Annotated in this window: 17 protein-coding genes; 7 read left to right on the top strand and 10 right to left on the bottom strand. The window is 65.1% G+C overall.

Annotated elements, in window-relative coordinates:
• Window positions 1-7: 7 nt before the first annotated feature.
• From HU737_RS21215 to tssA, 10 genes are all read right to left on the bottom strand, one after another.
• Complete coding sequence (locus HU737_RS21215) at window positions 8-439, bottom strand: DcrB-related protein (RefSeq protein WP_186552841.1); 432 nt, start codon at window positions 437-439, stop codon at window positions 8-10.
• Window positions 440-450: 11 nt separating this feature from the next.
• On the bottom strand, window positions 451-2,388 hold the full coding sequence (locus HU737_RS21210) for a type VI secretion system Vgr family protein (RefSeq protein WP_186552840.1): 1,938 nt from the start codon (window positions 2,386-2,388) through the stop codon (window positions 451-453).
• Window positions 2,389-2,399: 11 nt separating this feature from the next.
• The gene (gene tssH / locus HU737_RS21205) at window positions 2,400-5,075 is read right to left on the bottom strand and encodes a type VI secretion system ATPase TssH (protein WP_186552839.1); all 2,676 of its coding nucleotides are present in this window, start codon (window positions 5,073-5,075) and stop codon (window positions 2,400-2,402) included.
• Window positions 5,068-6,120 (bottom strand): type VI secretion system baseplate subunit TssG, encoded by a 1,053-nt coding sequence (gene tssG, locus HU737_RS21200; RefSeq protein ID WP_186552838.1) that lies wholly within the window; start codon window positions 6,118-6,120, stop codon window positions 5,068-5,070. Before tssG ends, tssH begins: the two co-directional genes overlap by 8 nt.
• Window positions 6,084-7,946, bottom strand: coding sequence for a type VI secretion system baseplate subunit TssF (tssF, locus tag HU737_RS21195; protein ID WP_186552837.1), 1,863 nt, complete (start codon window positions 7,944-7,946; stop codon window positions 6,084-6,086). The genes tssG and tssF overlap by 37 nt, the downstream gene beginning before the upstream one ends.
• Window positions 7,943-8,458 carry a type VI secretion system baseplate subunit TssE gene (tssE, locus tag HU737_RS21190; protein ID WP_186552836.1) on the bottom strand — a complete coding sequence of 172 codons (516 nt, stop codon included), beginning with the start codon at window positions 8,456-8,458 and terminating at the stop codon, window positions 7,943-7,945. Before tssE ends, tssF begins: the two co-directional genes overlap by 4 nt.
• Window positions 8,459-8,581: 123 nt before the next feature.
• Complete coding sequence (locus HU737_RS21185) at window positions 8,582-9,070, bottom strand: Hcp family type VI secretion system effector (protein ID WP_186552835.1); 489 nt, start codon at window positions 9,068-9,070, stop codon at window positions 8,582-8,584.
• A gap of 65 nt (window positions 9,071-9,135) precedes the next feature.
• Window positions 9,136-10,629: a type VI secretion system contractile sheath large subunit gene (gene tssC, locus HU737_RS21180; RefSeq protein ID WP_186552834.1), complete on the bottom strand. Its 1,494-nt coding sequence runs from the start codon at window positions 10,627-10,629 to the stop codon at window positions 9,136-9,138.
• Window positions 10,630-10,640: 11 nt separating this feature from the next.
• Window positions 10,641-11,156, bottom strand: a complete 516-nt coding sequence (gene tssB / locus HU737_RS21175; protein WP_186552833.1) for a type VI secretion system contractile sheath small subunit — start codon at window positions 11,154-11,156, stop codon at window positions 10,641-10,643.
• Between the two features lie 71 nt (window positions 11,157-11,227).
• A complete protein-coding gene (tssA, locus tag HU737_RS21170; RefSeq protein WP_186552832.1) occupies window positions 11,228-12,265 on the bottom strand; it encodes a type VI secretion system protein TssA in 1,038 nt (345 codons plus the stop codon).
• A 396-nt stretch (window positions 12,266-12,661) separates the two neighbouring features.
• On the opposite strand from tssA, the gene tagH reads away from it, so the two are divergent.
• Genes tagH through HU737_RS21135 form a run of 7 tightly spaced genes read left to right on the top strand, consistent with a single transcriptional unit; the run spans window position 12,662 to window position 22,127 of the window.
• Window positions 12,662-14,047, top strand: coding sequence for a type VI secretion system-associated FHA domain protein TagH (gene tagH / locus HU737_RS21165; RefSeq protein ID WP_186552831.1), 1,386 nt, complete (start codon window positions 12,662-12,664; stop codon window positions 14,045-14,047).
• Between the two features lie 49 nt (window positions 14,048-14,096).
• A complete protein-coding gene (gene tssJ, locus HU737_RS21160; RefSeq protein ID WP_186552830.1) occupies window positions 14,097-14,594 on the top strand; it encodes a type VI secretion system lipoprotein TssJ in 498 nt (165 codons plus the stop codon).
• A gap of 15 nt (window positions 14,595-14,609) precedes the next feature.
• On the top strand, window positions 14,610-15,944 hold the full coding sequence (gene tssK / locus HU737_RS21155) for a type VI secretion system baseplate subunit TssK (RefSeq protein WP_186552829.1): 1,335 nt from the start codon (window positions 14,610-14,612) through the stop codon (window positions 15,942-15,944).
• A 6-nt stretch (window positions 15,945-15,950) separates the two neighbouring features.
• The gene (locus tag HU737_RS21150) at window positions 15,951-17,258 is read left to right on the top strand and encodes a DotU family type VI secretion system protein (protein ID WP_186552828.1); all 1,308 of its coding nucleotides are present in this window, start codon (window positions 15,951-15,953) and stop codon (window positions 17,256-17,258) included.
• Window positions 17,255-20,758 (top strand): type VI secretion system membrane subunit TssM, encoded by a 3,504-nt coding sequence (gene tssM, locus HU737_RS21145; protein ID WP_186552827.1) that lies wholly within the window; start codon window positions 17,255-17,257, stop codon window positions 20,756-20,758. Before HU737_RS21150 ends, tssM begins: the two co-directional genes overlap by 4 nt.
• Window positions 20,755-21,411 (top strand): type VI secretion system-associated protein TagF, encoded by a 657-nt coding sequence (gene tagF / locus HU737_RS21140; protein WP_186552826.1) that lies wholly within the window; start codon window positions 20,755-20,757, stop codon window positions 21,409-21,411. Before tssM ends, tagF begins: the two co-directional genes overlap by 4 nt.
• Window positions 21,408-22,127: a PP2C family protein-serine/threonine phosphatase gene (locus HU737_RS21135; protein WP_186552825.1), complete on the top strand. Its 720-nt coding sequence runs from the start codon at window positions 21,408-21,410 to the stop codon at window positions 22,125-22,127. The genes tagF and HU737_RS21135 overlap by 4 nt, the downstream gene beginning before the upstream one ends.
• The last annotated feature ends 5 nt before the right edge of the window (window positions 22,128-22,132 follow it).

The following is a 22,132-nucleotide window of genomic DNA, read 5'->3' as shown; positions in this document are numbered from 1 at the left end:
AAGGGGATCAGCCGAGGTTGTCGAAGTCGAGCGATTGTTTGATCGCCAGCCAATGCGCTGCCTCTGCTTCGCCCAGCGGCTGCGGCTTGACGTAGCTGAGCGCGAACATCCGGCGAGTGCCGGGCAGCACAAAAGCCAGCTGGTACTGGTAGACCTTCTCCTGGCCCTTGCTGAACTGGCTGCTCAGCTCGATCGCGTCAATGCCTGTGGCACCTACGCGCACCGCCTGGGCGGGCTGGAAGTTGAGGTCCTTGACCTGCTGTTGCAGGCGCTGCAATTGACCATCGAAGTTGCTGTGCAGGGTCTCGCCCTCGGCCAACAGGCTACGGCTGACGATCAAGGAGGTGCCCAAGGCCTCGAAGCGCAGGATATTGATCGTGGAGTCCTGCACAGTGGCGTCAGGCAGGGCGAAGCGGAATTCGTTGAGGCGGTAGCTCATTGGGCGTCTCGTTACTTGCTGGAGTCGGGGAACATGGCCTTGACCGAGTCCTGGATGGTTTTCTGCACACCTTGCTCATTCGCTGCGGTTTGCGCACCGCTGCCAACGTTCAGGTCGAGGGTGCCGTCCGTGTTGATCTCGGCATCTTTGCTGGCGTGGAAGCTGAACTGCACGCAGCTGAGGTTGATCTGCCCACTGGCATTGAGCTCGATCACGCTCTTGCCGCAGACCAGCCGCAGGTTGTCACCCACTTCCAGCAGGTAGCTGTTGCCGATGCTGTCGCGCTTGCTCGCGCCGACCAGCAGCACCTCGTCGCGGCGCACTGCGCGCAAGCGGTCCTGGCCGATGGTGATGGTCTCCAGCATGCCGACGCTCTGGGTGCGGTTGATGCCTACCGAAAGGGTCTCGCTCTGCTCGACCACGGTGTCCATGTTGCGCTCGGCATGCACGTACAGCTGCTCGGCACCCTTTTTGTCTTCCATGCGGATTTCATTGAAGTTGGCCGGGCTGCCGCCCTTGCTTGAACGGCTCTTCATGCCGCTCTGGGTGGCATTGCCGGGCAGGTCGTAAGGCACCGTTTGTTCAGCGTTGTAGACCCGCCCGGTAATGATCGGTCGGTCAGGGTCGCCTTCGAGGAAACTGACGATCACCTCCTGGCCAATCCGTGGGATCTGCATCGAACCCCAGTTCTTGCCGGCCCAGGCCTGGGACACACGAATCCAGCAGGAGCTGTTTTCGTTGGATTGGTCATGCCGGTCCCAGTGGAAATGCACCTTGACCCGGCCGTACTGGTCGGTCCAGATCTCCTCACCGGCAGGGCCTACTACCACGGCGGTCTGCGGCCCTTTGACGATCGGCCGCAAGGTGCTCGAAACCGGCCGATAGCTCTGCTGCGCAGCGATGCAGCTGAGGTTGCTTTCGAACTGCGCCGAGCCGCTGCCACCGCCAGTCTCCAGGCGCTCCTGGACCACGTAGTAACGGGCAGAGACGATCAGGTACTCGCGGTTCTGGTCCTGGCGGGTAAAGCCGCTGAGGCTGAACAGATGGCCGCTACCCAGGCCGCGGGCGTTGCCGCGCAGCTCGACCCGCTCGTGCAGGCTTTGCAGCGACTCCAGGCGGGTACGCGCATAGTGCTCGCCGTCCTGCGACTGTTCGTAGGCGCCGGGGTAGTCGAACAGCGGATAGTCGCCGGCCTGGTGCGGGCGTGGCATCGCCGAGCGCACGTCGATGCGCGCGCTGGGGCGCTGGAAGTCGTAGTCGTTGAGCTCGAGCGAGCCTGGCTGCACTTCCTGGGCAAGGTGCCAGTCATTGATATGGTCGCGTTCGCGGTGCTGTCCATCCGGGGGATAGAAGGGCACCGACTCGTAGCCCGGCGCCTTGTGGTGGGCGCCGTAGGCGTCGGCCAGCACCAGCACGTGGCGCTCTTGTTCGTGGCGGAAGAAGTAGTAGATGCCTTCTTCCTCCATCAGCCGGCTGACGAACTCGAAGCTGGTCTCGCGGTACTGCACGCAGTATTCGCGCTCGCGATAACTGCGGCTCAGGGCGTCCTCGAAGTCGGAGAAACCCAGGTCGCGGAATACCTGCTTGATGATCTGCGGCGCGCTCAGGTGCTGGAAGATCCGGCAGTCGCTGGTGCGCGTCAGCAGCCACAGCCACGGGCGCAGGGTCACCCGATAGCTGGCGAACTGGCCACGGTCGACCGACTGGCTACAGCGCGCGACGATGCCATGGAAATAGCGCGAGCCACCCAGGCTCAGCTGCAACGACAGGCTCATCGGCTTGCCGAGCAGTTGGTTGAGGTCGATCGCCGGATCGTCGCTGGTCAGTTGCAGCTCATAGTCGAACAGGCGGCCGAGTTCTTCGCTGCCGCCCATCTCGCTGAGCAGCAGCACGTCCGGGCCCAGGGGGCTGTTGATCTGCGCCAGGCGCGTGAGTTGCTTGAACAGCATGAAAGGTCCTGTCAGCTGGCGGCACTGAAGTCGTAGTGCAGGTCATTGTCGCGGCGGCTGATGCTGACGCTGGCCAGCGGCTTGCCTTCGAGCAGGCGCGTGAGGAACTCGCGGCTCATGTCCGGCAGCAGGCCATTGGTCAGGATCGCGTCGATCATGCGTCCGCCGCTTTCGCTCTCGGTGCAGCGCGAGACGATCAGCTCGACCACGCCTTCGTCGTAGGCGAAGCCGACTTTGTGGGTGTTCTCCACGCGCTTGCGGATGCGCTCCAGTTGCAGGCGAGTGATGGCCTTGAGCATGGCGTCGCTGAGCGGGTAGTAAGGGATGGTCACCAACCGGCCGAGCAGCGCCGGCGGGAAGATTTCCAGCAACGGCTTGCGCAACGAGCTGGCGACCGACTCGGGATCGGGCAGCGCTTGCGGGTCGTTGCAGGTGCTGGCGATCAGCTCGGTGCCGGCGTTGGTGGTGAGCAGGATCAGGGTATTGCGAAAATCGATCTGGCGACCTTCGCCATCCTCCATGACGCCCTTGTCGAACACCTGGAAGAAGATCTCGTGCACATCCGGGTGGGCCTTTTCCACCTCATCGAGCAGCACCACGCTGTACGGCCGACGACGCACCGCCTCGGTCAGTACCCCGCCTTCGCCGTAGCCGACATAGCCGGGTGGCGCACCCTTGAGGGTCGACACGGTGTGGGCTTCCTGGAACTCGCTCATGTTGATGGTGATCAGGTTCTGCTCCCCGCCATACAGCGCTTCGGCCAGGGCCAGGGCGGTCTCGGTCTTGCCTACCCCAGAGGTGCCGGCGAGCATGAATACGCCAATCGGCTTGTTCGGGTTGTCCAAGCCTGCGCGCGAGGTCTGGATACGCTTGGCGATCATTTGCAGGGCGTGGTCCTGGCCGATGATGCGCTTGGCCAGGTGGCTGTCGAGGTTGAGCACCGTCTCGATTTCGTTGCGCGCCATGCGTCCGACCGGAATGCCGGTCCAGTCCGCGACCACCGAAGCCACCGCTTGGTAGTCCACGGTTGGCAGAATCAGCGGTGACTCGCCTTGCAGCGCGCTCAGGCGCTGTTGCAGGTCGATCAATTGCTCGCGCAGGGCATGGCTGCCCTGAACGTCGATCTCCTGATCGACCACGCCGACGTGTTCGCGCAATTGCGCGCGAGTGGCCAGCAGCTCATCGACCAGGGCTTTTTCTTCGGCCCAACGGCTTTCCAGCTCGGTGAGGCGCTGGCGCTCTTCGCTCAGGCTGGCCTCGACCTTGGTCTGGCGCTGGGCAGTGTCGACGCCGATGGCGCTTTCGCGGGCGATGATCTGCAGCTCTACCTGCAGGGCCTCGATGCGTCGGCGGCTGTCGTCGACCTCGGCCGGGACCGCATGCAAGCTGATCGCCACGCGTGCGCAGGCAGTGTCGAGCAGGCTGACCGACTTGTCGGGCAACTGACGCGCCGGGATGTAGCGGTGCGACAGCTTGACCGCGGCCTCCAGGGCTTCGTCGAGGATTTGCACCTGATGATGTTTTTCCATGGTCGAGGCAACGCCGCGCATCATCAGCAGCGCCTTGTCTTCACTCGGCTCGGCCACTTGCACTACCTGGAAGCGGCGGGTCAGGGCCGGGTCTTTCTCGATGTGCTTCTTGTACTCGGCCCAGGTGGTCGCGGCCACGGTGCGCAGGCTGCCGCGCGCCAGTGCCGGTTTGAGCAGGTTGGCCGCATCCCCGGTACCGGCTGCGCCGCCTGCGCCGACCAAGGTGTGCGCTTCATCGATGAACAGGATGATCGGCTTGGGCGAGGCCTGGACATCCTCGATCACCTGGCGCAGGCGCTGTTCGAACTCGCCTTTCATGCTCGCGCCGGCCTGCAGCAGGCCAACATCCAGGCTGCGCAGCTCGACGTCCTTGAGCGCTGGCGGTACGTCGCCAGCCACGATGCGCAGGGCGAAACCTTCGACCACCGCCGTTTTGCCAACCCCAGCCTCACCGGTGAGGATCGGGTTGTTCTGCCGGCGGCGCATGAGGATGTCGACCAGTTGGCGAATCTCTTCGTCGCGGCCGACGATGGGGTCGAGCTTGCCGCTGCGGGCCTGCTCGGTGAGGTCGACGGTAAAGCGCTTGAGCGCTTCCTGCTTGCCCATTGCCGCGGGCGCCACAGCGCCGCTGGCCTCGCCGGGAGCGGCGGCAGTGAAGCCGTCGCTGGCGCCCAGGTTGTTCTCGGGCGAGTCGCCGACATACTCATCGAAACGCTCGCTCAAGGCCTCGACCTTGATCTTGGCGAACTCGCTGGACAGCCCCAGCAGGGCGTTGCGCAGGCTTGGTGTCTTGAGGATGCCCAGCAACAGGTAGCCGGTACGCACCTGGCTTTGGCCGAACATCAGGCTGCCGTAGACCCAGCCGCGCTCGACCGCTTCCTCGACTTGCGACGACAGGTCGGTGATCGAGGTCGAGCCGCGTGGCAGGCGGTCCAGCGCGTCGGTCAAATCCCGCGCCAGGCGCGCAGGTTCGATGTTGCACTGGCGCACGATGCGGTGCAGGTCCGAGTCCTGGAGTTGCAGCAACTGGTGCAGCCAGTGCGCCAGTTCCACGTACGGATTACCCCGCAGCTTGCAGAACACGGTGGCGGCTTCGATCGCCTTGTAGGCGACGCTGTTGAGTTTGCCGAACAGCGCGGCGCGGCTGATTTCACCCATGTTGTTGACTCCTTGTACCCGGTGGTGTGAGTGGCTGCTCGGCGTAATACCGGGCTAGCTTGAGATCGTTGGCATCGCGTGCTGGCTGGCCGAGCCAGGTATCGAAGCCCAGGCGTTGGCCTGCATTGAGTTGCAGGGCGGGAACCTGCTCGCGTTGCAGAATCAGGTTCAAATCCCAGTCCAGCTCGTGGCCCTGGTACTCAGCGACCCAGGCGGCCAGTTCGATGAATGCGCTGCCGCCGGGCAGCAGGGCGTGGTACTGGTCGAGGGTCAGCGGGCCCAGGCACAGGCGAAACTTGTGCTGGCGGTCCCAGACGTAGCGGCCCAGGCACAGATCCCCCCCCAGGCGATTGGCGCGCACGCCGAGCTGGCTGCGCTCGGGCAGCTCAAGCCATTGGCCGACGTACTCTTCAAGTTTCACCGGCACGCCGAAGTAACTGGCCAGGATGCTGCACAGGCCATCGGGGTAGCGGGTTTGCGCGGCCAGGTGGCCGGAGAAATGCAGCTTGGCGGTATCGGCCAACGGCCCCTGGCCTTGCAGGGCCGGCAGGCCACGGCCGCTCAGGGCGGCCAGGCGCGCGGCCCAGTAGTCATCCCCCGGGCGGTCGTGGCTGACCGTCGGCCGCGCCTCGGCCCAGGCCCGGTAGAACAGGCTCAGCAGGCGGTGGTGGAAGATATCCAGGAAGCGCTTGCTGGTATGGTCGGCGTGATTGCGCTGGCGTTCACGCATGTGCTCGGTGAGGTGCAGCGGCAGTGGCCCGTTGGGGCCGCCGAGGCCGAAGAAGAACTGCTCGAGGCGCGCAGGCCGCTGTTCTTCAGCCGGGCTTACCGAGGCCAGGGTTGCCGGGGCGAACGCGCAGTCCAGGCGCTGGCCAAGGCGCACCGGCTCATCGGCCAGGCGCAGCGAATGACCGAAGCGCGGCAGGTCGGGGTGTTCTGCTTCGAGCCGGCGCAGGGCCTGGAAGAAATCGTACTCCCAGGGCTCGGCCTGCATGGCATCGAGCGTGTTCACAGGGTCGGTCGGCGTCCGGGCTTGGCTTTCCATCGCATGATCTCGCCGCGCTCAGTGGTGCGCAGCACGGTTTCGGTGAAGCTGTTGATGGACACGTAACGGGTGAGGAAACGTTCGAACACCGCGCCGAGCAGAAACACCCCGGTGCCGCGGAAGGCGTTCTCGTCGAACGCCAGGGTAATCTCCAGGCCACGACCGAAAACGATCGGCCCGGGCATCGGCAGGCGCCGGGTGCAGGCTTTGCTGCTGACCTCGCGCAGGCCGTCGATCTGCAATTGCAGCGCGCTGTCCTGGCTGTCGCCATACAGCCGGAGCAACTCGCGCAGGGCCGCTGCGCCCTGACCTTGCTCGGTCAGCGACAGGTAGTTCAGCGACAGCTGGCTGATCAGCCGCCAGGCGCGGTTGTCGTGGGCGTGGCTGGCGCGCGGGCGGCTCGGCCCGGCCAGGCAGCGCACGGCCGACACCGGGGCGCTGTCGGCCAGGCTGAAGTCGCTACGACCGTCGCCGATGTTCATGAACAGCGGCAGGTCGCGGTTACTGCACAGCGCGCTGATGCCCAGCTGGCGCAGGTCGTGGCGATAGGGCGCCTGTTGGCCGTCGACCAGGCTGACGAAGGTCTCGCTGCCCATGTAGCTCGAACGGGTGCCATTGCGCCGCTGTTCGCTGGACAGCACGCGCGGCTCACGGCGCACGATGTAGTAGGACTGCTCGCGGCCATAGCGCGACGGATCGCGTACGGCGTAGAACGGCAGGAATTCTTGATCAGCGCCGGTGCCATGGCCGGTAACCCGTTGCAGCGAGTGGATCTCGAAATCGGTTGGCCGGGTGCGGTCGGCAATCACATGGTGTTCGTTGACCTTGTCGCTCAGGTGAATACGGTCGACTCGACGCGGGAACAGGTTGATCGCCGGGGTACAGAAGGGCACGAACTGGTTGGCCGTGACGCTGCTTTCCAGGCTCTGGTCAAAGCGCTCGAACAAGATCAGCAGCTCCAGCTCTTGGCCGCTGCAGCGTTTGACCGCGCGCTCCAGGCCGGCGAAATCGACGAACAAAAAGCGCTGTGGCAGGGCGAAGTATTCTTGCAACAAGCGGTAGCCCTGAAACGCCTGGGGCACCACCGGCAGCGCCGCCTCCTGGTCATCGAAGCCGCAGGGTAGCAAGGCTTGCTCGACGGGGATGCGCTCGACCCAGTCAGCCCCTGGCTGGCGAACGAACACCGCGCAGGCATTGCCCAGCAGTTGCTCGTAAAGACGAAACGGCGTTTCGTCGGCGCCGTTGAGGTACAGCGGCAGGTGCTTCAATGGCAGGCTGGCGAACGGCACTTCAGCGCCGCTGCGCAGGGTCAGGCGCAGCCCGGCGCGGGCCTTGGGCTCGCTGCTGGCAAGCCGGCCGAGCACCGCGCCGGGGTTGCCGAAGTACTCGGCGCGGGCCACTTGCAGGGGCCACAGGGTGACGTCCTGGGTGCTGCGAAACTCACAGGGCGTCTGCGTATCGCGGCCAAGGTTGGCGCGCAGCACGCTGCCCCGCGGCAGCTGGAAACCGGCGCTGAGCGAGCCTTCGTCGGGGTCGGTCTGCATCTGCACCACGGTCATCGACGGCGTCGGCGCCAGGTAGTGCGGGTAGGCGATTTCCAGCAGGTTGTGGGTAAAGGTCGGGTATTCGGCGTCGAGCTTCAACTGCACCCGCGCAGTCAGGTAGGCAAAACCCTCCAGCAGCCGCTCGACATACGGGTCGGCGCAGTCGATGCCGGACAGGGTCAGGCGCCCGGCGATCTTTGGGTATTCCTGGGCGAACTCTGCCGCGCTTTCGCGGATGTGCTGCAGCTCCTGGTTGTACAGCTCGAGCAGGCGCGGGTTCATGCACGTCTCCGGCGGTCGGCGGGGGCCACGCGCACATGGCCCGACTCCAGGTCCAGGTCAGTCTGCAGCAGCAAGGGCAGGGCGGCCGGTTGCGCCCACAGGTCGCCTTCGATCTCGAAGCTCAGGGCGTTGGCGTTCATCTCGCCAGGTGCCGCCTGGGCCCGCACTTTCAAGGTGTGGGCAAGAATGCGTGGTTCGTAGGTGGCGATGGCCTGGTGGATGATGCGCTCCAGGGCGGACAGGTCGATATTCGAGGCACTGTTGCCGGCCAAGGCGGGCAGGCCGTAGTTGATCACCGAGGCGCCGGCTGGTGTGTTCAGGGTCGCCTGGGTGTCGAGCAGCGAAGTGGTGTTGAGCAGCCAGGTCAGGTCGCGCAGCACCGATGCCTTGAGCTGTTGCAAGGACAGCACGCGTTTGTCGGCGGCTTCCTGCAGGTTGCCGGGCTCGTCGTCGGTCAGACGATCCAGTAACGAGGGTTGCAGAAGGTCGCGGGCGGCGATGTTGGCTACCACGGAAAAACTCCGCTGGAACAATTCGGGACCGCGTCGCCTGCTTCGCGAGCAAGCCCGCTCCCACAGGGGCAACCGATGGCCATTGTGGGAGCGGGCTTGCCCGCGAAAAGGCCGACGCCCAGATCAGATCTTGACGTTGGAGCGCACGTTCCAGCCGTACTTGATCGGCCCGCCTTCCTTGGAACCATCGGCCTTCTGCGGTTGGTAGTCGACGGTGACCTTGGCGAAGTTCAGGGTGACGTTTTCGGTCAGGCGATCATCGCTGCCCGAGCCGCCGGTGCTCAGCGAGCTGATCAGCACTTCTTCAAGGTTGATGATCAGGTACTCGACCTGGCTTTCGCCGCCGGCTTTACGCACGGTCAGCTTGACCTTGTCGATGTGCTTGCCGCTGGAGCAGTGGGCCATCAGGTTCGGGCTGGATTTGTCGACGTACTTGGTGATCGACAGGTCCTGGATATTGACCTTGCCGGCACCGCCGCCACCGCCCATGTGCATGTTGCCGGACTGGGACATGCCCCAGCTCCAGTTGAGCACGTCGATCTCGTCCTTGTGGGCCTTGTCCATGGACTCGCCCTTGATGTCGCCGATCTTGATGAAAATATCTACAGCCATGATGTCTCCGGAATGTCGCGTCGTTTGGCAGTGCTAGAGGGCGGCGGTGCCGCCCTTAGCGGGGTTTAGGCGCTCTTGGCCGATGGCAGCTTGGAAACCAGGCGCAGCGACACGGTCAGCCCTTCGAGCTGGTAGTGCGGGCGTAGGTAGAAGCGCGAGTTGTAGTAACCCGGGTTGCCCTCGACTTCCTCGACCACCACTTCGGCAGCCGCCAGTGGGTGCTGGGCCTTGGTGGTCTCGGTGGAGTGCGCCGGATCGCCGTCGACGTAGTTGAGGATCCAGTCCTGCAGCCAGCGCTGCATCTCGTCCTTTTCCTTGAACGAGCCAATCTTGTCGCGAACGATGCACTTGAGGTAATGGGCGAAACGGCAGGTGGCGAACAGGTACGGCAGGCGCGCAGCCAGGTTGGCGTTGGCGGTGGCGTCCGGATCGTCGTATTCGGCCGGCTTTTGCAGCGACTGGGCGCCGATGAACGCGGCGAAGTCAGTGTTCTTTTTGTGCAGCAGCGGCATGAAGCCGTTTTTCGCCAGCTCTGCCTCGCGGCGGTCGGAAATGGCGATTTCGGTCGGGCACTTCATGTCCACGCCACCGTCATCGGTGGGGAAGGTGTGCGCCGGCAGGCCCTGTACCTCGCCGCCCGATTCAACGCCACGGATGCGCGAGCACCAGCCGTAGTACTTGAACGAACGGTTGATGTTGACCGCCATCGCGTAGGCCGCGTTGGCCCAGGTGTACTTGCTGCTGTCGGCGCCGTCGGTGTCTTCTTCGAAGGCGAAGGCTTCCACCGGATCGGTCTTGGCCCCGTATGGCAGGCGTGCGAGGAAGCGCGGCATGGTCAGGCCGATGTAGCGCGAGTCTTCCGATTCACGCAGCGAGCGCCAGCCGGCGTATTCCGGGGTGGTGAAGATCTTGGTCAGGTCACGTGGGTTGGACAGCTCTTGCCACGAACCCATGCCCATCACCGTCGGCGAGGCGGCGGAAATGAACGGCGCGTGCATCGAGGCGCACACCTTGGACATCTCGCCGAGCAGCTCGACATCCGGTGGCGACTGGTCGAAGTAGTAGTCGCCGACCAGGCAGCCATAAGGCTCGCCGCCGAACTGACCGTACTCTTCTTCGTAGAGCTTCTTGAACACCGGGCTCTGGTCCCAGGCGGTGCCCTTGAATTTCTTCAGGGTCTTGTGCAGGTCGTTCTTGGAGATGTTGAGCACGCGGATCTTCAGCTGCTCGTCGCTCTCGGTGTTGTTGACCAGGTAGTGCAGGCCACGCCAGGCGCTTTCCAGCTGCTGGAAGTCGGGGTGATGGATGACCTGGTTGACCTGGGCGGTGAGCTTGGCGTCGATGGCGGCGATGATCTGCTCGATCGAGCCGATGGCATCGTTGGAGACCAGGTTGGTCTGTGCCAGGGCTTGTTCGGCGAGGGTGCGCACGGCGCTCTCGACGGCTTCCTTGGCGCGCTCGGTCTTGGGCTTGAACTCTTGCAGCAGCAGCGCTGCGAATTCACTCGGCTCCTGGGTGGTGGCCGGTTGCGACTGGGTGTCGCGCAATGGATCGTTCATGGGCGGTCTCCTCAGGCGCTTGGGTCAACGTCGGCAGGCTTTGGCGCGCTGGCCAGGGCCTGCAGCAGGGCAGGGTCTTTGATCGCTTTGAGGATGATGTCCTCGGCGCCGGTCTTGCCGTCCATGTAGGTCAGCAGGTTGGCCAGCTGGGTGCGTGCTTCGAGCAGCTGGTTGAGCGCGTCGATCTTGCGCGCCACCGCTGCAGGGCTGAAGTCGTCCATGCTCTCGAAGGTGATATCCAGGCTCAGGTTGCCTTCACCGGTCAGCTCGTTGGGCACGTTGAATGCTACCCGCGGCTGCATGGCCTTGAGGCGCGAGTCGAAGTTGTCGACGTCGATCTCCAGGAACTTGCGCTCGGCCACAGCCGGTAGCGGCTCGGCGGGTTTGCCGGCAAGGTCCGAGAGCACGCCCATGACGAACGGCAATTGGACTTTCTTCTCGGCGCCATACAGCTCGACGTCGTATTCGATCTGCACCCGCGGCGCACGGTTGCGTGCGATGAATTTCTGGGAGCTGGTGTTCGCCACGTTGTTCCTCCTGGTCGCCGGTGCGGCGGCTTCGTCTGTTGCGGGCGTCGGTTAAGCGGTGCGCGTGGGGCTCAGTCGGCCTCGGGACCGCGCAGGTTTTCAAATTGCGAGAGACCGTCCGGGATCAGGTCGCGGACGATGGTCGCGAAGTCGGCATTGACCAGGTTCTTGGCCCGGCGCAGCAGCACCGGCAACGGGCTCGACGGCTCGTGACGGGCGTAGTACTGGAGCAGGCGGTCAAGGCTTTGCAGCACCTCTTCGCGGCTGCTGACCTCACCGGGGCGAGCTGATGGGCGCAGGCTTTGCGCAGGCTGCGCGGCGCTTTGCTGGTCGCTGCCTGGGCTGTCGTCAGCGCCACTCTGGGCTTGGCTCAGTGGCAGTTCGCCGCCTGGCGCGTAATCGCCAAGCACTTGCTGCGCCTGGCGCAGTGGCTGCTTGAGGGCGCTGAGGTCGACCCCGCTGGCCGAACCGACCTGATCGCTGACGCGTCGCTCGATGGCCTCGCAGGCTTCGCGGGCTGCGGCCAGGGCCTGACGGGTCTGGGCCAGTTGTTCGGGATCGGCGTCGCGCAGGGCCGCGGCCAGTTCTTCGACGCTCAGCTGCTCGCTGGCGAAGTGCTGTACACCGGCGGCATTGAGTGCCGCGCGCAGGCTCACCGGGCCAAAGGCGCGCGAGCGGGCCAGCACGGCTTCGCGCAGCAGGGCAATGTTGGCATCGCAGGTCAGCCCGGCGAGGGCGTTGATGCGCACGGTAGGGTCGTTGTCGTCGGAGGCATCGAGCTGCGGGTGCACGTGCAGCCAGTACTCATCGAGCAAGTCGCGGATCAGTTCGAGGCTGGCGGCCAGGCCTGGCAAGCCGTGCAGGGCGAGGTTGGCCTGCAGCAAAAAATGGGTGATGCGCAGGTCTTTGCTGCGTTGCAGCAACGCGCTGCAAGACGCTTCGATAGCACGCCACTGTGGTGGCTCGGCAGGCTGGATGGCATCGCCCATGACACGCTCGGGCCGGCCCTGGGCATCGCGCTCCAGTTGCAGGAAGTCCGGGTCGTATTCGAGGTCTTCGCCGCAAGGAAAGTCTGCGCAAACAGCGGCGAGCAGCAACGGCGAGTTCACCAGAATTCGATCTCCATATCGGCCCGTGGTGGGGGCTTGATTGGCGCGAGTTGCGTTATGTGAACTGGCGCACAAACTTGTCAAAGAATGCGAAGTTGACATCACAGTGATATCACTTTGGCACTCTCAAGTTGCGCATTTATGGTTTATTTCCAAATTGCTGTCAAGGTAAGCTAGCCGCCCTCGAGTGGGGGTGTGATCGAGTTGGCAGGTGTTGAGCGCCATTGGTCGACTGCCAGCAAAGTGCGAGTTTCGTGTGGTTAGAATTCACGATCCAAGCGCAAAGAACCGCAAGAATACCCAGGAAATTCAATGGGTTTACTGAGTTTTTTGGACGATTGTGCTGAAACACTCAAATGAATGGAATCGAGCGTTGCAATATATGCAGGAGGCGTGGTGGCACTTTGCCTAACAATTACTAGTTACCACAAGATCACCCCGGGACAATGCTCGGAGAAGGTCGTGGAAAGTAGTGCCATCACTATTGGTCGTGGCCCTGATAATGACTGGGTACTGCCCGATCCTGAACGCTTGGTATCTTCACAACATTGCGTCATCCAATTCAGGGATGGCCGATACTATCTGACCGATAACAGTACAAACGGTGTGGAGTTAGTTCACGCCGGTATTCGCCTGCGCCGCGGCAACAGTGAGCCATTGATGGATGGCGAAGTTATTCGGATTGGCGATTACGAGATCCAGGCGCGGGTCGATGCGGGCTTTTCCCTGGGTGCTGGCGGACAGCCGCAAGCGCAGAGCTTCGAAGCGTTGATGGCCAATCAGGCGAGTGCCTCCAGCTCACCGATTGCCCCGGCACCTGCGGCGTTCTTGCAGGGGGCGTCGAGCCACGACACCCTGCCGGATCTGTTCGACTTTCTCGGCCCATCTTCCGTGCCTGCGGCCAGTCAAGCCGATCACCTGCCCGCCCAGCAACACGATTTCCGCCCACCCACGCTGGTGGCGCCACCCGCGCCAGCTGAGGCTGCGCCCGCACCTGCCGGGCCAGGGGTGATTCCAGCGGACTGGCACCTGCTCGATGACCTGCCGCCGGCTGCTGCACTGGCGCAAGCTGTGCCGCCTGCCCCGGCCGCTGCGCCGCTGGCGCCAGCGCAAACTACTGCGCCTGTGCCACCAGAGCTGCCCCAGCAGGCACCTGAGCCTGTGCCGCGTGCAGCGGCACAGGCGGTCGATGGCGATGCGCTGCTGCAGGCCTTCCTGCGTGGTGCGGGCATCGAGCATCTGCGTATCGATGGCGGTGACGCCACGGCGCAGATGGAAGCTATCGGCCGCAGCTACCGGCTGATGGTCGAAGGGCTGATCGACGTATTGCGTGCACGCAGCAGCCTCAAGGGTGAGTTCCGCATGCAACAGACCTCCATCGCCCCGGTGCAGAACAACCCCCTGAAGTTCGCCCCCAACGCTGACGAAGCCCTGCTGTTGCTGCTGCGTCATGGCAATCAGGCGTTTCTCGCTCCGGACCAGGCGGTACGCGACAGCTTCGATGACCTGCGCGCCCATCAGTTGGCGGTGATGGCTGGCGTGGAAGCCGCGATCAAGCACCTGCTGACGCGCTTCGAACCTGCTCGCCTGGAGGCGCGTCTAGCCCCCGCCGCAGGCTTGGCCAAGCTGTTCGGTGGCTCGCGCCAAGCCCATTGCTGGCAGCAGTTCACCGAACTTTACGGGCAGATTTCGCGCGAGGCCGAGGACGATTTCCAAGACTTGTTCGGCCGCGAGTTCAGCCGCGCCTACGAGGCTCACAGCGCTCGCTTGCAACGCTCCTGAGGCACACGCAGCAGGACAGGAAGAACACCAAGACGTCATGAGGACGAGGATGAATGCAACAAGACTGATCGCAGTCGCGGCTCTCGCACTGCTCAGTGCCTGCAGCAAGGATGCGAGCGTAGCGCCAGTGGCCGAACAGGCCGCCGCCGGCCATGCCGTGACCCTGTACTTCAGCGCCGCCGAAGGCCTCAACCCAGGTGCCAGCGGTATACCTGCGCCTGTCCGGGTGCGTATCTACGAGCTGAAAAACAGCGCGGCGTTTGCCCGCGCCGACTACTTCGCCCTGGCCGAGCGCGCCCAGGCGACCTTGGCCGCCGACCTGCTCGACCAGGACGAGGTGCTGCTGCAGCCCGGAGAACAATTGAGCGTCGAGCGTCCCCTCGACCCGGCCACCCGCCAGATTGGCCTGGTGGTCGGCTACCGCGAAATCGACCAAGCCCAGTGGCGCAGCGTGCTCCCTGTGCCACCGCGCGATTATCAGATCAGCCTCGATGTGCGCGCCGTGCGCAGCGCCGTGGCCGTCCAACCCATTGAGTCTGCCCGCTAGGCAATCGGAGAACCCATGTCCTGGAACAATCGCGTGGTCTGGTCGGAAGGCATGTTCATCACGACCCAGCACTTCCAGCAGCAAGACCGCTACCTGGAGAACTTCATCGATGCCCGCAGCCGGCCATTGTCCTGCGCTGCCTGGGGTTTCTCCGAGCTGCTGATCGACCAGGGCCTGCTGGCCCAGGGCAAGCTGGCGATCCTCAGCGCCCGCGGCCTGCTGCCTGACGGCACGCCGTTCGATATCCCTCGCGATGACCTGCCGCCGCCGCCACTGGAGATTCCTGATGACCTGCGCGATGGCCTGATCTACCTGGGCCTGCCGCTCAAGCGCTCTGGCGCCCGCGATACCGTCGATGAAGGCGAAGCTGCCGAGGGGGCGCGCTACGTCAGCCGTATCAGCGAGGTGCGTGACGATAACGCCCCGTTCGAGAACCGAGCGCCGCTGGCCTTGGGCAGCCGCGCCCTGCGCTTGCTACTTGAGGTCGATGGGGTCAGCGATCATGCCGCGCTGGGTGTGGTGCGTATCCGTGAGAAGCGCGCCGACCGCGCCCTGGTGCTCGACGACAACTACATTGCGCCGCTGCTGGATGTCAGTGCCAACAACCTGCTCTCGGGGTTTCGCAGCGAACTGCTGGGCCTGCTGCACCAGCGTGGCGAAGCGTTGGCCGGGCGGGTGGTGGCCTCGGCCAACGGCGGCGCCTCGGAAATTGCCGACTTCATGCTGCTGCAACTGGTCAACCGCGCCCAGCCACTGCTCGAGCACCTCAACCAGCTCAGCCCGCTGCACCCCGAGCGGCTGTACAGCGAGCTGGTCAGCCTGGCCGGTGAGTTCGCCACCTTCTGCAGTGAAGGCCGGCGTCCGGCCAGCTATCCGGTGTACCAGCACGACGATCTTGCGGCCACCTTCGCCCCGGTCATGAGCGCGTTGCGCGAAGCGCTGTCGATGCTGATCGACAGCAAGGCGGTCGCCATCCCGATCATCGAGAAGGCCTACGGCATTCACGTGGCCATGCTCGCCGACCGCAGCCTGCTCGACAGCGCCAGCTTCATCCTGGTGGTGCGCGCCGATGTGCCCAGCGAGACCCTGCGCAGCCGGTTCGGCCAGCAGAGCAAGGTCGGCTCGGTGGAGCACATCCGCGACATGGTCAACCTGCAACTGCCGGGTATCGGCCTGCTGCCGTTGCCGGTGGCGCCACGGCAGATCCCGTTCCATGCCGGCTCGACCTACTTTGAGCTGGACCGCGGCAGCGAGCACTGGAAGCAATTGCAGCATTCCGGTGGTTTCGCCTTCTATGTCGCCGGCGAGTTCCCCGGCCTGAGCCTGGCCTTCTGGGCCATTCGAGGATAAGCCGCGATGCACTCCGACGATCCGCAGGCGTTCGACCGCACCCAGTTCATGCCCAGGCCCGGTGGCCGTGGCCCGCAACCGGCCGCAGCGGCCCAGCCAGCCCCGGCGCCGCTGAACCTGCCCGCCGAGCCACTGGCGCTGGGCCAGGCCCAGGGGCTCAATCCGCTGGAGCAGGCGGCGGGTCCGCTGCTGGCGCTGCTCACCCGCTTGCGCAACACCATTGCGCATCCGGCTCCGGCCAGTTTGCGCGCGCAACTGCTGGCCTACCTGCGCCAGTTCGAGGAGCGCGCCGAGGCTGCCGGGGTGGCGCGCAACGAGGTGCTGCTGGCGCGCTATGCCCTGTGCACCGCGCTCGACGAGGCGGTGCTCAGCACGCCTTGGGGCAGCAGCAGTGACTGGAGCAAGCAGAGCCTGTTGATCACTGTGCACAACGAGGCCTGGGGCGGCGAGAAGGTGTTTCAACTGCTCGAACATTGCCTGCAGAGCCCGCGTGAGCGGCTGAACCTGCTGGAGCTGTTGTACCTGTGCACCAGCCTCGGTTTCGAAGGTCGCTACCGGGTGATGAACGGCGGCCGGGCGCAACTGGAAGCGCTGCGCGAACGCACCGCCTCGGCGATTCGTAGTGCCCGCGGTGAGGTCGAGCGCGAACTGTCGCCGCATTGGCGTGGGGTGACGGTGACGCGTGATCGCTTGGCGCAGTTCGTACCGCCCTGGGTTGGCCTGGCGGTGGCCCTGGCCCTGCTGTTGCTGGTGCTGTTCGGCCTGCGCCTGAAGCTGGCCGCCGATGCCGAGCCGGTGTTTCGTGGCATCCATGCGCTGGGGGAAATTCCGGTGCAGGCGATGGACCGGCCAGTGGTCCAGGCAAAACCGGTGGAGCGCCCGCGCCTGGCGGGGTTCCTGGCAGACGACATCAAGGCCGGTCGAGTCAGTGTCGAGGATGCGGTCGACCGCTCGGTGGTGACCATTCGTGGCGATGAACTGTTTGCCTCCGCCAGCGCCAGCATCAAGGGCGATTTCGAGCCGCTGATGCTGCGCATCGCCGAGGCCGTAGCCAAGGTCAAGGGCAACGTGCGGGTCTCCGGGCACAGCGACAACCGACCGATCGCGACACTGCGCTTCCCCTCCAACTGGGCACTGTCGCAAGCCCGCGCCGAACAAGTGCGCGAAATCCTCGCGGCGCGTACTGGCCAGCCTGAGCGCTTCACCGCGCAAGGCCTGAGCGATACCGAACCGCTGGCGTCGAACGACAGCGCCCAAGGCCGCGCGAAGAATCGCCGGGTTGAAATCACCGTTTTGGCGGAGGGCGTCGAGTGAAGGCGTTTTTCAGTTTTGTCATCCGCTGGGTGATTCCGCTGCTGGGCCTGTTGGCCCTGAGCCTGATCATCTGGTTCGTCGGCCCGCTGCTCGATGTGCTGGTGCCAGCGGCGCCGCGCTGGGTGTTGATCATCCTGCTGTTCGCCGGCTGGCTCGGCTATCGCCTGTGGCGTATCGTCCAGGCCCGCCGGCAGGCGGCCAAGGTGATCCAGAGCCTGGCCGCAGAGAGCGCGCCCGACCCTGCCAGCGTCGCCACCGCCGAAGAGCTGGCGACCCTGCGCCAGCGCATGGACGAAGCCTTGCAGTTGCTGAAAAAGGCCCGCCTGGGGGGCGATGAGCGGCGCAACCTGTATGAGCTGCCGTGGTACGTGATCATCGGCCCACCCGGTTCGGGCAAGACCACGGCGCTGGTCAATTCCGGCCTGCACTTTCCGCTGGCGGCGCAGATGGGCGAGGGCGCCATTCGTGGCGTGGGCGGTACACGCAACTGCGACTGGTGGTTCACCGACCAGGCGGTGCTGCTCGACACCGCTGGCCGCTACACCACCCAGGACAGCCACGCGCAAGTCGACAAGGCGGCCTGGCTGGGCTTTCTCGACCTGCTGAAGAACCAGCGCTCGCGCCGGCCCATCGATGGCGCGTTCATCGCCATCAGCCTGTCTGACCTGCTGCTGGGCAGCGAGGCCGAGCGCGCCGCGCATGCCGTGGCGATCCGCACGCGGATCCAGGAGCTGTACAGCCAGTTGGGCGTGCGCTTCCCGATCTACCTGATGCTGACCAAGCTCGACTTGGTGCCGGGCTTCATGGAGTTCTTCGACAACCTCGGCAAGGACGAGCGCGCCCAGGTCTGGGGCATGACCTTTGGCCTGGACGACGGCCAGCACGGCGAAGGCCCGCTGGCCCAGTTCGGCAGCGAGTTCGCATTGCTCGAGCAGCGCCTCAACCAGCGTCTGGTCGAGCGCCTGCAACAGGAGCGCGACCCGGCCAGGCGTGACTTGGTGTACGGCTTCGTGCAGCAGTTCGCGGCCTTGCGCGGCAACCTCAAGACCTTCCTCGATGGCGTGTTCAAACCCAACGCCTTCGAAGACCGCGCGCTGCTGCGCGGCGTCTACTTCACCAGCGGTACCCAGGAAGGCAGCCCGATCGACCGGCTGATCGGCAGCATGGCCCAGAGCATGGGCCTGGATCGTGCCCACCTGGCCCGCCAGAGCGGTACCGGCCGCAGTTATTTCATCGAGCGCCTGTTCAGCGCCGTAGCCTTCGCCGAGCGCGGGCTGGTCGGCAGCAACCCGCAGGTCGAGCGCCGGCGCAAGTGGATCGCCCGCGGCGCGTTGGCCCTGAGCGTGGCCCTGGTGCTGGTGGTCGGCACCTTGTGGACCCTCAGCTATCGCGCCAACCAGCAGTACATCGCCGAAGTCGACAGCCGGCTCAAGCCGTTGGGCAGGAGTGTGCAGGCGCTGAGCCCGGCGCAGCGCAACGTGCTTGAAGTGCTGGGGCTGCTCAATGCCGTGCGCGGCCTGGCCGACAACCCGCCGAGCTGGGCCGAGGGCCTGGGGCTGTACCAGGGCGATATGCTCGAAGGCGAATCGAACAGCGTCTATCGCAAATTGCTGATCGCTGTGTTCGCCCCCCGGCTGGTGACACGCATCGAGGAGCAGCTGTATGCCGGTGGCCCGTCCGATTACCTCTACGAGGGCCTCAAGGCTTACCTGATGCTCGCCGACAGCGAGCATTACGACCCTGAGTTCATCAAGGCCTGGATCAGCCTCGATTGGGAGCGCAGTCTGCCGCGCGACCTGGCGCCCGAGCAGCGCCAGGCCCTTGAGCAGCACTTGCAGGCGCTGTTCGAGCGCCGGCCGCCAAATGCCCGCCTGGACCAACGCCTGGTCGAGGACGTGCGCCGCCAACTGCAGCAGTTGCCGGTAGCCCAGCGCGTCTATGACCGGGTCAAGCGGCAGAAACTGCCGGCTGGGGTCAGCGATTTTCGCATCAGCGACGCTGCCGGGCGCGATGCGGCGCTGGTGTTCCGACGCAAGAGCGGCAAGCCGTTGGACGAGCCGCTGCCGGGCATCTTCTCCGTCGAGGGCTACCGCAAGGCGTTTCTCGCTGCGAGCCTTGCGCACAGCGAGACGCTGGCCGAAGAGCGCTGGGTGCTGGGCCGCGAGGCCAGCGAGTCGGGCGATGCCAAGCGGTTGGCCGCCGATGTGCTGCAACTGTATTACCAGGACTATATCCGCCATTGGGATGCGCTGCTGGCCGACCTCGACTTCGTGCCGATCACCAGTGTCGGGCAGGCCGCAGATGTGCTGCGGGTGCTGTCCGGTCCGACCTCGCCGATGAAGAAGTTACTGCAGGCGGCGGCCAAGCAAACCAACCTGGCGCAGCCGACCAGCCTCGACAAGGTCCAGGCCAAGGCCGAGCAGGCCGGGGTCGATCAGCTGCGTCAGCGCCTGGGCGGTCTGTTGGGTGATGCGCCGCTACCCAGCGACGACCCCGCCGCGCGTGAGCTGGACCCGGTGACCGCGCACTTCGCCGAGCTGGCCACCCTGGTGGAAACCAGCGAAGGCCAGCCAGCGGCCATCGATGCACTGCTCAGCGACCTCAATGCCCTGTACGTGCAGGTCAGCGCCATGGTTGGCGCCAGTGGCGACGCGCTGCTGGGCGAAGCCAAGAACCAGGCCCAGGCCACTGCGCAGCGTGTCGCCCTGGGCGCTGCACGTCAGCCCGAGGTGGTGCAGAACCTGGTGAGTTCGGTGCTCGGCTCGACCCACACCATTGTCATGGGTGGGGTGCGCAACCAGCTCAATGCCGCCTGGAACAGCGAAGTGCTCAACGTCTACCGCCAGTCGCTCAGTGGCCGTTATCCGCTAGTGGCCGGCAGTGCGCGCGATGCCACCCTGGAAGATTTTGGTCAGTTCTTTGGGGTGGGCGGGGTAATGGACAACTACTTCCGCAAATACCTGCAACCCTACGTCAACACCTCCTCGACGCCGTGGAGCTGGCAGCCGGGGGCGGCGCAGAAGCTGGGTATCAACAGCAACGTCCTGGCCACCTTCCAGCGCGCCGCCGCCATTCGCGATGCCTACTTCCGTGCCAGCGGCGGCATGCAGCCGGGGGTACGCTTCGAGCTCAAACCGGTGGCGATGGATGCCTCGATCACCCAGTTCTTGCTCGATCTGGATGGCCAGCAGGTCAGCTATGACCACGGCCCGAGCCGGCCGGTAGCGCTGCAATGGCCTAATCCCAACAGCATTGGCGTGGTCCGGCTGTCGATCTCGCCGCCTGCCGCCAGCGGCCGCTCCGGGCTGACCATGGAGGGGCCGTGGGCCTGGTTCCGCCTGCTCGATCAGTCCGACCTGGTCGCCGCCGGCTCGCCTGAGCGCTTCAACCTGCGTCTGCGCGTCGATGGTGCCAGTGTCTCGTACGAGCTGCGCGCCAGCAGCGCGTTCAACCCGTTCCGCAGCCGCGTCAGTGGCTTCAGCCTGCCGGAGCGCCTGTGAACGATTTCGGCTTCTACGGCAAGCTCGCCAGTCGCGGCGATTTTGTCAGTCGCGGTTTGCCGCAGAGCTTCATCCAGCCCTGGGATCAATGGCTGGCGGCGGGGCTGCAGGCCAGCCAGCAGCAGTTGGGCGAGCAGTGGTTGCAGGCGTATCTGGTCAGCCCACTGTGGCGCTTTGCCCTGGCGCCGGGGGTATGCGGCGAGTCGCCGGTGGTCGGCGTGGTAATGCCGAGCATCGACCGGGTCGGGCGCTATTTTCCGCTGACTGTGGCGCAGCTACTGGCACCGGGTGAGTCGCTGGCAGCCGCAGTGTCTGGGGGGGATGAGTGGTTCGAGCAGGTGGAGAGCGATCTGCTGGCAACGCTTGAGCCGCAGGCTTCGTTTGAACAGTTCGAGGCGGCCTTGCGGCCTTTCCCAGGTGCCAGCCCCCAGCTGCCGGGCGCACGGGCTTCGTTCACTGGGATGCGCAGGCTGCACGTCACCACCCCTGAAGGGCGTGCACTGGCCCTGGCCGAGTGTGCCTGCGAGGGCATGAGCCTGTGGTGGGGCAGGGGTTCGGAGCGGATCGCCGCCGGCCTGATGCGCTGCGTGGGGTTGCCGCGCAGTGAGGATTTCGCCGGGTATCTCCTGGGCAACGAGGTAGATTGCAGATGACCGCCATGCATTACACCGCGGCCAGTTACAGCCATGTCGGCATGGTCCGCAAGATCAACGAAGACGCCTGCCTGGAATTGACCTGGGCGGGCTTGTGGGCGGTGGCCGACGGCATGGGCGGGCATGCGGCGGGCGATTATGTCAGCAGCCTGGCGGTGGACAGCCTGCGCAGTCTGCCGATGCTCGACGGCTTGGGCGAATTTGTCGATGAGGTGCGCGACGGGCTGGCCTGGGTCAATGGCACGGTGCGCGAGGAAACGCTGCGCCGGGGCGTGGCGATGATGGGCAGTACCGTCGTCGTGCTGGCCGCACGCGGTGACCAGGCGATTGGCCTGTGGGCCGGCGACAGTCGGCTGTACCGCCTTCGCGATGGCAGCATAGAGCGCCTGTCCCACGACCACAGCTACGTCCAGGAACTGCAGGACAGTGGCCTGCTCAACGAGGCCGAGGCGCGCGTGCACCCACGCGGAAACATCGTCACCCGCGCCATTGGCGTCGAGGATCACCTCGAGCTGCAGGCCGTCACCTTGCAGGTGCAGCCGGGCGATACCTACCTGCTGTGCAGCGATGGCCTGAACAAGACCGCCGAAGATCACGAGATCGCCGAAGTGCTCGGCCACGCCGACCCCTACCAAGTGGTGCGCAGCCTCGTCCATCTGGGCCTGACCCGTGGCGCGCCGGACAACATCACCGCTGTGGTCGTAAAGGCGAACTGAACAGA

This window comes from Pseudomonas urmiensis, assembly GCF_014268815.2.
Classification (GTDB): domain Bacteria; phylum Pseudomonadota; class Gammaproteobacteria; order Pseudomonadales; family Pseudomonadaceae; genus Aquipseudomonas; species Aquipseudomonas urmiensis.
This window is presented reverse-complemented; position numbering and strand designations above follow the sequence as displayed.

Excerpts from the sequence above, each read along its gene's own strand:
- tssJ (WP_186552830.1), top strand. The coding sequence starts at position 14,097 with ATGAATGCAACAAGACTGATCGCAGTCGCGGCTCTCGCACTGCTCAGT.
- HU737_RS21210 (WP_186552840.1), bottom strand. The coding sequence starts at position 2,388 with ATGCTGTTCAAGCAACTCACGCGCCTGGCGCAGATCAACAGCCCCCTG.
- tssH (WP_186552839.1), bottom strand. The coding sequence starts at position 5,075 with ATGGGTGAAATCAGCCGCGCCGCGCTGTTCGGCAAACTCAACAGCGTC.
- tssG (WP_186552838.1), bottom strand. The coding sequence starts at position 6,120 with ATGGAAAGCCAAGCCCGGACGCCGACCGACCCTGTGAACACGCTCGAT.
- HU737_RS21215 (WP_186552841.1), bottom strand. The coding sequence starts at position 439 with ATGAGCTACCGCCTCAACGAATTCCGCTTCGCCCTGCCTGACGCCACT.
- tssK (WP_186552829.1), top strand. The coding sequence starts at position 14,610 with ATGTCCTGGAACAATCGCGTGGTCTGGTCGGAAGGCATGTTCATCACG.
- HU737_RS21150 (WP_186552828.1), top strand. The coding sequence starts at position 15,951 with ATGCACTCCGACGATCCGCAGGCGTTCGACCGCACCCAGTTCATGCCC.
- tssC (WP_186552834.1), bottom strand. The coding sequence starts at position 10,629 with ATGAACGATCCATTGCGCGACACCCAGTCGCAACCGGCCACCACCCAG.
- HU737_RS21135 (WP_186552825.1), top strand. The coding sequence starts at position 21,408 with ATGACCGCCATGCATTACACCGCGGCCAGTTACAGCCATGTCGGCATG.
- tssF (WP_186552837.1), bottom strand. The coding sequence starts at position 7,946 with ATGAACCCGCGCCTGCTCGAGCTGTACAACCAGGAGCTGCAGCACATC.
- HU737_RS21185 (WP_186552835.1), bottom strand. The coding sequence starts at position 9,070 with ATGGCTGTAGATATTTTCATCAAGATCGGCGACATCAAGGGCGAGTCC.